We start from the raw sequence: 12,107 nt of genomic DNA, 5'->3' as shown, positions 1-12,107 counted from the left end.
AAAGCAAGGATTAATTTATTATTTACGCCACGGGATTAAAGACCGTGGTGTGGCACTGAAGTTGATTTACAACAAGCCTCCAACAAAAAAACATTGTTGTTAATAACCCGAGTGTCTATATCCCCTGTATGAACATAATAAAACCCGTAAGTTATTGGAAACTCCTCCGTTAGAATAACAACAGGCTATTGAAAAGAATGTGGACGTGTAATGTTCTTTTAGGAGTGGATGACAATATTGAAACGGAAAAGGATATCTCTGCCTACGTTTATATTTTTAAAATATCCCGAAAGAAGAAATACCAGTCTTATTTAATAACCATTAAAAATAAGAACTGAAAAAATCATCCTGTCTAAAAATGGAATGGTAAAGGATCCAATAAATTTTGATGCGGCAGAATCAGGTCACTACCTGGTTTTACAAAAGCTATTTCACGTGAGGAAAATTACATTTGTTGGTTAAATAAAAGTTTAGATATTATAAAAGAGCAAAAAGACCGATGATCCTTTTACATAGGATAATCGGCCTTTTTACAATTCATTATGTTTTTAATCAACTTTTTAATTAAATCTACCTAAAACCTCATCGTCAGCAGTTGATCCATGCGTAATGACTCCTCTTTGGGGCTTTTTATAAAAATACCCTACAGTCTGTTTTATTCCTATAAAAATTCCTTTATTAGTAAAAAAGAACTTCCTGTCGTTTAACTGTCGTATTTTGTAACAATTTGAAATATAACTGTAATATTATTTCACAAAATTATCCTGCTCCTAAGTGCTATAATTACCTTTGTGATTAATAGATTGGTAACATTTTCACAATGAGGGGGAAAAATAGTTGAGAAAGAAGTTTTTAACAGCTGCTTTATCATTAACCATTGGTCTAACCGGATTTACATATAGCTCAGCATCCGCTGAAACATTGAAGGAAATCCAACAGAAACAAGCTGAGAACCATATTGAAAAATCAAAGAAAAACAAACAAGTTAAAGAGGTTCAGGGTGAACAGGATCAGCTTCTTAAAGAACTGGACAAGCTTGATGCCTCTTTGAAAAAAACAGCCAGCGATATCGAGACAAAGAGAAATGAAATCGCAGAAACAAAAGCAAACATCGAGCAGCTCAAAAAAGAGATTGCTGTTCTGGAAAAGCGAATTGAAGAACGTGACGCCCTGTTAAAGAATCGTGTCCGTAACATGTACGAAAACGGCGGTGCGATAAAATATATTGAGGTTCTTCTCGGCTCTCAAGGATTTGGAGATTTCCTTGACCGTATGATCAGCCTGAACATCATCGCTGAACAGGACAAGACGATTCTAGAAGAACATAAACGCGATAAAGCAGAAGTAGAGAAAAAGAAGGGGCAGGTAGAAACACAGCTTGCCTCATTAAACAGCAAACTATCAGAATTAAATTCTCTTAACAGCCAGTTAAAAGCCCAGAAAGTGAAGAAAAACAAAATTATGAAGAGCCTTAAAAGTGAAGAGGCGCATCTTCATGATGACATTGGTAAACTAGAAGAGAAAGACGCACTTCTAGCGGATCAGGAGAAAGCGATTAAAGCTGAGATTGCCCGCGCTAAAAAAGAAGCAGCTGAACGCGCACGCCGTGAAGCAGCAGAGAAGGCAGCCGCCGCAAAACGTGCAGCCGAACAAAAAGCGGCCGCTGAACGGGCGGCAAGGGAAAGAGCAAAACAGCCTTCCCATCATTCGTCTCCGGCACCTGCTCCAGCACCAAAGCCTGAGCCTTCCTATGAAGCACCAAGTGCAGCCAGAGCTTTCATCTTCCCATCAGCTGGCTATGTCACTTCTCAGCTCGGTTCAAGATGGAATAAGTTTCATGCAGGCATTGATATCGCCAAGGCTGGCTATGTTCCGATTCATGCTTCTGCATCTGGAACGGTAGCACGCTCATACACATCGTCTACGTATGGCAACGTGGTATTCCTGTCCCATTACATCGATGGACAGCTTTATACAACGGTTTATGCACATATGAGAGACCGTGCAGTCAGCACAGGACAAACCGTCTCTCAGGGGCAAACCCTTGGACATATGGGTAACACCGGACATTCTTATGGCCAGCATCTCCACTTTGAGCTTCACAAAGGGCCATGGAATATCAACAAGACCAATGCAGTTAATCCACTTCCTTACATTCAATAACAACATGCAAAAAAGAACTGGCTGAATGAATTCTGCCAGTTCTTTTTATACGAGCAAACGGCGAAGCGGATGGCCCGTATATTCTGCCATTCTTCTGAAATTTGGGCGGATGATCTGTTTCGTGAGGAAGGCAGAAGTCGTTGCGCCTGGCCTTCTTCTTTGGTTGAGGACTTCAATAAACTCCCCGATCATCCCTGTTCCAATCCCGTGCCCAAAAAACATGCCGTTTCCCAGGTCAATAAGATTCTCACCCTGCCACTGCGGTGTCGCCGGGTGGAACTCGGGGTTCTGGATATAACGGATATCCCCAGGCAGAGAATCTCCTTGGTAGACTGATGTTAGCTGAAGGTCTTCATCATGCTCGGTACTCCATAACAGAAGCCCCCTGAACAGCTGGTTGAATGTCGACGGGCCGATCGTTTCAAGCAGCGCCTTATAAAGAATGATCATCATGGCAGTCGTACACTCAAAACCATATTTTCGCCCCTGGACGAATATATCGGTAATGGCATCCGCTGGTGTGACATCAGGCCTGATGAGAAATCCGCCATACGCGGTCAGAATCCAGAAGTTTCGGTTGGCCTTAGCTGTTGTAAACGTCGCAAACCTTGCTCCGCTGTTTTTCAATGCATAAGCTGATGATACAATGTTGGCGCGGTAGGTAATCTCAAACTGAAGCTGGCGGGGATTATCGTAAAAAAAGGACTCCCTGCCGTTCACAAGCTTAAGGGCCGTTCCCCTTTGGGCCTCTGAAAACTGTCCTGACCCCGGTATTTCCTCTATTGAATGAATCTGCGTTCTTTTTACATAGATCAACTTTAGCCCCCCTGTTCACACAGGATAATATACAAGATATGGGGACGTATGGAGAAAGGTGATTACTTGGCCCAGTGCGATAAGCCCGAAAAAACAAAAAGAGGCGCTATGCCCCTTTTTCATTAATAAATGTAAATTGTTCAGCGCCAGCCGGGATAAAACCGGCACCTTTTTAATTTTGCTGTCAAAAACCATCTGATGAACCAGACTGGAACCGACAAGAGCAGCCAGCACAATGCACCCAGCCCAAAACTTTATGCTTCTGATCATGCCCCCGCCTCCCGCCTCAAGCGAATGGACAACAAAAACTCAAGGAATCCGAAGAAAACGAAAAACGGAATAGCAAGAAAAACCAAGATAACAGCCATGATCTCAGGCCTGAAATCGGAATAAAGGTAATATGTGATCCCATCAATATTAAAAATCCATTCCACAAGAAGCAGATTGGAGATCATAAACCACAGGACGGTCTTTGAAAAATGAAAAAGGGTTTCATATGTATTCCGTGTCACGTGAAATAACAACACGTACGTTCTTCGCAGTCCTTTCGCCCGGCTGAAATCGAAATAGGGCATTTTGCTTTCTTCCTCTGACAGCAGGACCATCATTTTATAAAAATAAATAAACGGCAGGATCATAAGGCACATGATTGGAATAACATAAATCCGCTGTTCACCGAGTGAAGCAACATCAGACAAAAGAATGCTCGTCTGCTTATAAAAGAACACGATAAACATTTGTACGAGCGCAAAGACGAGCAGATCAGGAAGAGACTCCAATAGCGTCAGTAAATTTTTTATCACAGCCCTCACCCGCTCTGGCAGCGTCATCGTCATCCATGCCAGCACCTGAGCAAGAAAAAATGCCAGAAGAAATGCAGTGAGAAGAATGGTTATTGAATAAAAATATGGATCCAAAAAATCCCGGAATAAAGGTCTTGGCTGCTTAAACGGTATGTATTGTAGATGTCCTGGATGAAGCAAAGACACACTCACGTCTTTTATCTTTTCCCAATAAGAGGACACGTTCTTTGTAAGAAAAAGATCCGGTAAGCCACTGATCAAGACGATGGAAACCACAGTCAGCAAAAATTGTATCAACATTTTTCGTAAAATCGCCATTCTATCCCCCCTTTTTCCTTTAAAAAGAATGGACGATATTTAGTTCAGAATTGTTACAAATTTAGGACTTTTGCACGGTTCTTAAAAATTATCGCCAATAATGTTAAATTTCGTTTATTTTTAACATTCCTTGACATATTAAAAGAAGATGATCATTCCAAGGAGAGAATAGCATGTTCAAACAAAAATACAGTGCAGCTTTGCTAGTTCTAATCATTGTGTTGTTAACGATGCCCATCCATTCGGCAGCCTCGGGTGAGTTTCCATTCACAGTCTACCCTGTTCCAGATAAAGGAAAAATCATGAGATGGACAAAGGTGGATAAACTCCTCCCTAGAGGAAGCAAATTTAAAGTGATTGATTTGGAAACCGGCTTCTATTTTTCCGTTCAGCGGCGTGCAGGAAACAAGCACGCTGATGTCCAGCCCTTAACCTATAAGGATACAGCGGTATTGAAACATCTTTATAACGGAAAATGGAGCTGGCGAAGAAGAGCGATCCTGATCCCTGTAAAAGGAAAAATGCTGGCGGCTTCCATGCATGGTATGCCACATGGACACGGGGCCCTGCAAAATGGTTTCCCAGGGCATTTTTGCATTCACTTTGCGGGCAGCACCACACATCGAACGAGGAACGCTGATCCATCCCATAAAATGATGATTTTAAAAGCTGGCGGCAAGCTGGACGACTACGCTCATCATGCCAATCCACATCAGGTGGCTGAAATGTATTTACTGTCACTGAAAGAGAACGATACAGATTTGATGAAGCCTGTTCTGCCTGAGAAAGGAAGAGTACGCATGAATCTTCTGAAATCGGCACGCGGGATTACAGCTATTCATTACGATATTCGAGGAAAGAAATCAGATAAGCATCTGACCGTCAAAACCGTCGTCCCGGTAAAAGCCATCATTTATAGAAAGAATGAGGGAGCAGAAAAAGTGAAGCTGAACATTACAATAGTGAGGTTATCTCCATGGTCTTCGTGGAAGATCAGTGAGGTAGAGAAGGGGCAATAGAAAAGAATCAAGCCTCTCTGAAGTGAATGTAGATGAATGTCCAAACCAATTCATCACTCCTGTATATATTGAATATTACCACCTTTTATGTCAGGAGTGATGAAATGGCTTCTAAAAAATATAAAAGTAATCGAATCGATGGAAGAAGCAATGGAGTGGTACCTACCCATCTTCCTCCTGTTCCTGTTGTGCTGGATCCAACCCCAAAGCAAATTACGCCTATAGGTACTATTCCAATTTATACAATCTCCATGGCAGAAGAACGGAATGGAAAAGCACACAAACCACTAAACCCAGCCCGAATGGAGCTATCCGTTTTTAATACGGCCAGAGTGAGAAGCGGATAATCTACCCTCTCGCTCTTTCTTTTTTTCTCGATCACAAAAGGCATCTTTGTATATTGTGAATCCGCTATAATTTGTACGACAAATTCTCCCGGGTTTAAGCACAGCGTTTCGTTGAATATTTGATGAATGGGTACGTGGCGAATTCCGTCAATGCCTGCGATCACAATCGTAGCATCAGTGAGCAGCAAGGGGAGTACGGCTTCGCGGTAGATGATGTCACTGGCAAGGTTTCCTCCCAGCGTGATCTGGTTCCGTGATGTACGGTCAGCTATCCTTACACACGCTTAATCGTTCATGAACAAGAGGAGCGCCCTTTTGATACGCTTGCAGAGAAGAGTTTACGACAGGCAGCAGTTCATATTTTACTTGTATTAATGTGACAGCCTGAATGGCTATGGCTTCCGTATCTGCGATCACCATTGCAATCGGCTCCCCATAATACCTTACCTTGTCAAAAGCCAGCAATGGACGGTCCTTGATTGTGGTCCCAATTAAAAGCGGATAGTCTTTACCCGTCACAATCGCATGCACTCCCTGTACCTTCCGCGCCTCCTCTGTGTCAACCTTCTTTATATACGCATGCGCATAGTGACTCGTCAGCAGCTTCACATGCAATGTACCACCTCTTGATTGTCATCCACATACTTTACTCTGCCGGAGACTTTATCCCAGCTTTCTTTCTTTGGCACACTTTTTCCTATGACACGATACGGATCCATACGATCCCCCCCTTTGCATCTATAAAATCCTATTAATGGTGAAACTGTTTTAGTACACACTTTCCATGGCAAAGGAATGCGAGATAGGAGCATGATATATAAGAAGAAGCCCGGGGAATATCTCCCCGGGCTTCTCTTGTGCAAGGCTGATTTTAAAAAAAATTCATGACCCTGCCAAATGCAGCCGTAGCTGGAATGTGGAATCCTGATGAGTCAAAATCCATAAAAGTTATCGGATAGAAATAAGACGTGCGATGGCAGCACGTCTTTTTAATAGACCTTATTTTACGAAATTTTCTGACGATATGATAAAATAAAAATAAAATGCGTAAATGGAGAGCCTGGGATGAAAAAAGTCGGACAAGTAACCTTAGTTTGCCTTTCGATCGCTTTTACTGCCTATCAAAAAGTTTTGAGCGATGAGCCTTTTTTCACCTTTGATTTTATGATCTTCACAGTGATTGCATGGCTCGTTGGATGGCAGTATGATACTGCTAGAGAAAATAGTAAAAACGCTCGGGCAAATGAAGAGAGTTATAAAACCTTGATCGATGCATTGCCTGAGGCAGTGATTATTCATCGAAACACAGCCATGATTTACATCAATCAAGCCGCGGCTCAAATGTGGGGAGCGGGCAGAAAGGAAGATGTTATAGGGAAATCCCTATATGACTTTGTCGCACCCGAACATGTGGAACGTTTATTAAAAGATACAGAAAATCAGCCTTTAAATACTTTTGAAGTCAAAGTCGAAAATCAAGGTGTTATCTCATTCTTGGAACTTTCCTCGCTCAAGATTGTGTTTGGCAAAAATAAGGCCATCCTTTCCGTCATAAAAGATGTTACGGCAAGACAGGAGGAAACGAATCGTCTTCTGCAAAAATCAGAGAAGCTGGCTTTGCTGGGCCAAATGGCAGCCGGAATTGCACATGAGATAAGGAATCCATTGACTTCTGTCAAGGGATTTATTCAACTCATCAAAGTTAACCAGCGAGAAGAAGAGTATGTTTCCATTGTTTTGGATGAGATTGATAGAATCAATGGTATTGTTGGCGATCTTCTTGTCCTTGCAAAACCCAGGGATCTTGTATTTATTGAGCAAAATATGATGCTTGTACTAAAAGAAGTCATTACCATGATCCAAACCCAAGCTGATGCAAGCAACATTATGATATTAGAAGAATACGAGCCTGATCTTCCACTATCGCATTGCGATAAAAATCAAATAAAACAAGTTTTTCTTAATCTGCTTATGAATGCTATAGAAGCCATGCCTGATGGTGGTGTGATTATGGTTAAGTTAAAAAAAGAAGGAGAAATGGTTTCTATTAAAATTATTGATGAAGGCATAGGGATTCCTGAGGAAAGAATCCCTACTCTTGGAGAACCATTTTATACAACCAAGGAAAAAGGAACCGGCCTGGGATTAATGATTTGCTGCAAAATTATCGAAAACCATAATGGTCTTTTAACAATCAAGAGCAAAGTCCTGGAGGGAACAACGATAGAAATCAAGATACCGTATTCTAACAAACATTATAAAAAGCAATTAAGTACATTATTATGACGGAATGAAAAAGAGAGCTGTATAAACAACAGCCCAGCCGATCGCCAACAGATTTGGAGTCCTTCCATCTATTGTCCGCATTGATTGCAAATCCCTTTTCTCCTGTAATAATAGAGGATCGTCGCGGAACCTATTGCAGTCCCCCATATTGGACAGCAGGAGCGGGGTGGATGCCCCCCAATTTGTATAATCACCGCTGACAAAGAAATCGAGGACGATTCGAGTACCAGTAGTGGTCAACATAACAGAGACAACTGCAGCAGGAACAACGGCCAAAGCAGTGGGGACACGTTTTCCAGCCAAAAAGGGAATCCATCGCTGCCCAAGGGGCACTGCTGAATTCCCTCTGTTCCTCTTTACTCCACCGATACTCGGCATTGATCAGCATCGTCGAATAACCGGATATATAGGTTAAAGGTGTTTTTAAATCGTGTGAAATCCCTTGAATCCATTCCCGTTTTGCTCTTTCAGAATTCTGCAGATCCTTTTCGTTTTTGTGCAGTGTGTTTCCAAGCAGCCTTAAATGCTCGAACAATTCCTTGTAGACCGAATACGGCATTTTTATTTTACCGTCTCTGAACAATACATACCATTAATGGATGAAAGCAAAAGATAAAACGCTTAGGAATCTTCTAAGCGCTTTTTTATCGCATTCATTTTAAAATGGAAGAACCAATATAGACAGCAGTACTCCACATCACAATGGCTGATAGTTTGTTTAAGACCTTAATAAAATGTCCTGTACTATCCACCTTTCCGATGATTCCCCCTGCAATACCCAAACCCGTAAACCAAATCCATGAAATGACTATACACGCCAGAGCAAAAGCTATTTTTTCCGTACCGGAAAAACGTAAGGAACTGGTTCCAATTACACCTACTGTATCCAGAATGGCATGCGGGTTTAGCAATGACACAGACAAGGCAAAAGCAATCTGCTTTTTGGGTTGATATAATAGGGTTTCATCTTGCTTCACACTAGGATTGCTTCTCCAAGTAACAAAACCCATATAAACTAAAAAGAGGACCCCGGCGGACAGCAGAGTAACCTTTATCCAGAACGAACCAAGAACAACCACGGAAACGCCTAACACCGCCAGTGCAATCAGGACCGAGTCACATACAGACGCCGTAATGATTGCTGGAAGTACCCATAAAAATCTTGGTTGAGCTGCACCCTGATTGAATATGAATATATTTTGCATCCCTAGCGGCAGGATCAGGCCCAAAGATAATATACAACCATGAATAATTGCTTCAAACATTCCTTCTCCTCCTAAAACCACGTTACACCGAGTGTAATTCATGAGAATGGATTCGTCTCCAACCAATTGGATGGATACCTACCCAACCAATCCATTATAATAATAGAAAAAAGAAGAGGTCCATCATGTCTGAAAATGAATGGGTACCAAGCAAAGTTTCTGCCACTCCCCTTCACCGTCAAATATATGAATTTATCAAACAAAAAATAGAAAACGGAGAATGGACGGTTGGAACAAAGATTCCACCCCAGCGTGACCTTGCTTCAAGATTCAACGTGAACCGCAGTACAATTGTATTTGCTCTTGATGAACTCGCAGCAGATGGATTGATTGAGTCAAGAGTGGGAAAAGGAACGTTTGTCATCAATAATACATGGAGTTTACTCACTTCAGCCCCTCCTCCCAATTGGAGCAGTTATGTGGAGTCTGGAGCCTATTACCCTAATATACAAACCATCCAGTATATTAATATTGCGGAATCCAAGCCGGACACCATTCGTTTGGGGACCGGAGAGCTCTCTCCGGAGTTATTACCAACAGAACAAACAAAAGAACTGTTTCAAAGTAAACAGTCCAGTCACTTTACTCTCGGTTATTCGGAACCAAAGGGAAACTTCTTTCTAAGAGAGATGATTAGTTTACATTTACAATCAAAAGGGATCGATGCTTCTCCCTCCTCTATCTTGATTGTTTCTGGAGGCCTTAAGGGGCTGCAATTAATCTCTCTTGGTTTGCTGCACCGAGGTTCAGCTATTTTTCAAGAATCGCCTTCGTACCTGAATTCAGTCCATGTCTTTCAATCAGCTGGCATGAATCTGCTGAGTATTCCCATGGATCGCGAAGGAATGGTGACGCATTCGATCGGCCGGTTAAAAAAGAGCTTTAATGGAGCTTTGCTGTATACGATTCCCTCTTTTCAAAACCCAACAGGGAGAGTCATGTCAGCACGACGTAGAATGGAATTGCTGAAAATATGCCAGAATGAACAAATCCCCATTATTGAGGATGATGTATATGGTGATTTGTGGTTTGAGAACCCGCCCCCTAACCCCTTAAAATCATTAGATAATCAAGGGCTTGTCTTATATATGGGAAGCATGTCTAAAACATTAGGTCCTGGTTTTCGAATCGGATGGGTTGTAGGTCCCGAGCCCGTGATCAATCGATTATCCGATATCAAAATGCAAACGGATTATGGGTCATCTTCTCTGTCACAATTCACGGTGGCCGAATGGCTGTCAAACGAACGATATACAGCATACTTGCAAAAAATTCGAAAAGATTTAAAATACCGGAGAGACTTTACGGTTCAGATCCTGAATAAACATTTTATGGATCTGGCCACTTGGGATTTCCCTGAAGGGGGTTATTACGTCTGGCTCAAGATCAATCCTCAGATTTCAACTGAGAAACTATTTAAAAAGGCTCTAAAGGAAGGAATCTTATTAAACCCTGGCTATATTTATGACCGCAATGACCATAAGCACATCCGGATCTCTTATTCATTCGCCTCCCTCCATCAATTAGAAAAAGGACTAAAAAGGATCGCAGAGCTTATTAGAGATTTGTCATAAAACTCAATCGGGGATCAGCCCGATCAACCCCCTTTGCGGGAGCATTCAAAAATACTGTCAACACCGAGTATGTCAGCTAGCGTCACCTTTGGATTACACCATTCCATACTTCTTCAGCTTGTCATACAGGCTCGTTTTCCCGATCCCGAGGCTCTTCGCGGCTTGAAGCTTGTCGCCGTGATGTTCCCTTAATGCGGCCTGCAGCACTCTTTTTTCGGTGTCTTCGAGTATTTCCTTCAGACTTTTCGTCCCCAGTTCCATGGTCGAATCTTCTTTCATGTAATCAGGGAGAGCGTCGTTTGTAATCCACTCTCTTTGGCATAGGTGGACTGCCGCTTCCATGACGTTCTCAAGTTCGCGGGCATTGCCTGGCCAGTTATGTTTAGCGAAAAGGCGGGTGACGTCCTTATGCATCCCGAGGATTCTTCTGCCTGTCCGCTTATTGATTTTTTGAAGAAAATGCTGTGACAGCTGTTCGATGTCTTCCGGCCGCTCGCGAAGTGAAGGAATATTGATCTGGATGACATTGATCCGGTAAAATAAATCTTCACGAAACCGCTGTTCCTCTACCATCTTTTCTAAAGGTTTGTTTGTCGCCGCTAGCACGCGGACATCGACTTTAACCGGTTTTACACCGCCAACCGCCTCTACTTCTTTTTCCTGAAGGACACGAAGCAGCTTGACCTGCATGTGCATCGGCATATCACCGATCTCATCCAGTAAAAGCGTCCCCCCGTCTGCCAACTGAAACTTCCCGAGCTTTCCGCCTTTTTTTGCACCGGTAAAAGCTCCTTCTTCGTACCCAAAAAGTTCTGATTCGAGCAAATGCTCCGGTATGGCCCCGCAGTTTACTTTAATGAACGGCTTATTGCTTCGTTCACTGAGCTGATGGATGCTATGGGCAAATAATTCCTTGCCGGTGCCGCTCTCCCCTCGTATCAGCACGGATACTTCACTGGTAGCAATTTTTTTGATGCGCTCCTTCAGTACGATGATCGGTGCGGATTTCCCCACAATATCATGCAGGGAGTACTTGGCGCCTGTATTTTCCTCCTGCACATTTCGGTAGTACTCCAGCTCCGTTAAGAGATTTTTAATGTGGGAATTCATCGTTCGCCATTCTTCGGTATCCCGGAAAGTAACCGTTCCCACCGCTCCGACAGTCTGTCCGTTCCGAAAGATCGGGATGCGGTCTGCAATCATATAGTTTCCTTCAATGTGTTGCAGATCGGCGATCTCTTCTTTACCTGTTCTGGCGACGATATGCATACGGGTATTTTCAATGACATCTGTAACATGCTTCCCGATCGATTCCATTTGATCTACTTTTATAAAATCACAATAGGCTTTATTGATATACGTGATGACGCCATCTACATCCACAACAACGACACAATGGAAGGCATTATCAAGTATGGTTTCAAGCAGTTCATCCTTAAATTGATTTTCAGTAAGCAGCAACCCTGACACCTCTTCTTTAAGAAAGAAGCCGCCTTATCGGAACAAGGCGGCTCTC

13 protein-coding genes and 1 pseudogene are annotated in these 12,107 nt (G+C 42.6%); 5 read left to right on the top strand and 9 right to left on the bottom strand.

What is annotated here, in order from left to right:
* Positions 1-837: 837 nt before the first annotated feature.
* Positions 838-2,163 carry a murein hydrolase activator EnvC family protein gene (locus ABHN01_RS16750; protein WP_429876472.1) on the top strand — a complete coding sequence of 442 codons (1,326 nt, stop codon included), beginning with the start codon at positions 838-840 and terminating at the stop codon, positions 2,161-2,163.
* 45 nt (positions 2,164-2,208) lie between these two features.
* On the opposite strand, the gene ABHN01_RS16745 is transcribed toward ABHN01_RS16750, so the two are convergent.
* The 3 genes from ABHN01_RS16745 to ABHN01_RS16735 are packed head-to-tail and all read right to left on the bottom strand — an operon-like array spanning position 2,209 to position 4,100.
* Positions 2,209-2,979, bottom strand: coding sequence for a protein-glutamine gamma-glutamyltransferase (locus ABHN01_RS16745; RefSeq protein WP_429876471.1), 771 nt, complete (start codon positions 2,977-2,979; stop codon positions 2,209-2,211).
* A 15-nt stretch (positions 2,980-2,994) separates the two neighbouring features.
* Positions 2,995-3,249: a hypothetical protein gene (locus ABHN01_RS16740; protein ID WP_429876470.1), complete on the bottom strand. Its 255-nt coding sequence runs from the start codon at positions 3,247-3,249 to the stop codon at positions 2,995-2,997.
* Complete coding sequence (locus tag ABHN01_RS16735; RefSeq protein ID WP_429876469.1) at positions 3,246-4,100, bottom strand: hypothetical protein; 855 nt, start codon at positions 4,098-4,100, stop codon at positions 3,246-3,248. The genes ABHN01_RS16740 and ABHN01_RS16735 overlap by 4 nt, the downstream gene beginning before the upstream one ends.
* A gap of 173 nt (positions 4,101-4,273) precedes the next feature.
* Here ABHN01_RS16735 and ABHN01_RS16730 point away from each other — a divergent pair, with 173 nt between their 5' ends.
* Together ABHN01_RS16730 and ABHN01_RS16725 are read left to right on the top strand one after the other, a co-directional pair.
* Positions 4,274-5,119, top strand: coding sequence for a hypothetical protein (locus ABHN01_RS16730; protein ID WP_429876468.1), 846 nt, complete (start codon positions 4,274-4,276; stop codon positions 5,117-5,119).
* Between the two features lie 104 nt (positions 5,120-5,223).
* Positions 5,224-5,466 carry a hypothetical protein gene (locus ABHN01_RS16725; protein WP_429876467.1) on the top strand — a complete coding sequence of 81 codons (243 nt, stop codon included), beginning with the start codon at positions 5,224-5,226 and terminating at the stop codon, positions 5,464-5,466.
* On the opposite strand, the gene ABHN01_RS16720 is transcribed toward ABHN01_RS16725, so the two are convergent.
* Together ABHN01_RS16720 and ABHN01_RS16715 are read right to left on the bottom strand one after the other, a co-directional pair.
* On the bottom strand, positions 5,358-5,705 hold the full coding sequence (locus ABHN01_RS16720; RefSeq protein ID WP_429876476.1) for a hypothetical protein: 348 nt from the start codon (positions 5,703-5,705) through the stop codon (positions 5,358-5,360). The genes ABHN01_RS16725 and ABHN01_RS16720 overlap by 109 nt on opposite strands.
* Positions 5,706-5,730: 25 nt before the next feature.
* A complete protein-coding gene (locus ABHN01_RS16715) occupies positions 5,731-6,075 on the bottom strand; it encodes a hypothetical protein (RefSeq protein ID WP_429876466.1) in 345 nt (114 codons plus the stop codon).
* A gap of 456 nt (positions 6,076-6,531) precedes the next feature.
* Between ABHN01_RS16715 and ABHN01_RS16710 the strand changes: the two genes are divergently transcribed.
* On the top strand, positions 6,532-7,752 hold the full coding sequence (locus ABHN01_RS16710) for an ATP-binding protein (protein WP_429876465.1): 1,221 nt from the start codon (positions 6,532-6,534) through the stop codon (positions 7,750-7,752).
* Here ABHN01_RS16710 and ABHN01_RS16705 read toward each other — a convergent pair.
* From ABHN01_RS16705 to ABHN01_RS16695, 3 genes and pseudogenes are all read right to left on the bottom strand, one after another.
* On the bottom strand, positions 7,747-8,130 hold the full coding sequence (locus ABHN01_RS16705) for a hypothetical protein (RefSeq protein ID WP_429876477.1): 384 nt from the start codon (positions 8,128-8,130) through the stop codon (positions 7,747-7,749). The two genes, ABHN01_RS16710 and ABHN01_RS16705, sit on opposite strands and share 6 nt — an antisense overlap.
* A 13-nt stretch (positions 8,131-8,143) precedes the next feature.
* A pseudogene (locus tag ABHN01_RS16700) lies at positions 8,144-8,311 on the bottom strand (sensor histidine kinase); the annotation flags it as partial.
* 94 nt (positions 8,312-8,405) lie between these two features.
* Positions 8,406-9,017, bottom strand: coding sequence for a LysE/ArgO family amino acid transporter (locus ABHN01_RS16695; RefSeq protein ID WP_429876464.1), 612 nt, complete (start codon positions 9,015-9,017; stop codon positions 8,406-8,408).
* A gap of 125 nt (positions 9,018-9,142) precedes the next feature.
* Here ABHN01_RS16695 and ABHN01_RS16690 point away from each other — a divergent pair, with 125 nt between their 5' ends.
* Complete coding sequence (locus ABHN01_RS16690; protein WP_429876463.1) at positions 9,143-10,591, top strand: PLP-dependent aminotransferase family protein; 1,449 nt, start codon at positions 9,143-9,145, stop codon at positions 10,589-10,591.
* A gap of 93 nt (positions 10,592-10,684) precedes the next feature.
* On the opposite strand, the gene ABHN01_RS16685 is transcribed toward ABHN01_RS16690, so the two are convergent.
* Positions 10,685-12,052 (bottom strand): sigma-54 interaction domain-containing protein, encoded by a 1,368-nt coding sequence (locus tag ABHN01_RS16685; RefSeq protein ID WP_429876462.1) that lies wholly within the window; start codon positions 12,050-12,052, stop codon positions 10,685-10,687.
* Positions 12,053-12,107: the final 55 nt, after the last annotated feature.

It is taken from the genome of Fictibacillus sp. NRS-1165 (assembly GCF_050468105.1).
Taxonomy (GTDB): Bacteria; Bacillota; Bacilli; order Bacillales; family Fictibacillaceae; genus Fictibacillus_C; species Fictibacillus_C terrinigri.
Note: the sequence above shows the minus strand (reverse complement) of the source record. Positions and strands in the feature narration are given on the sequence as shown.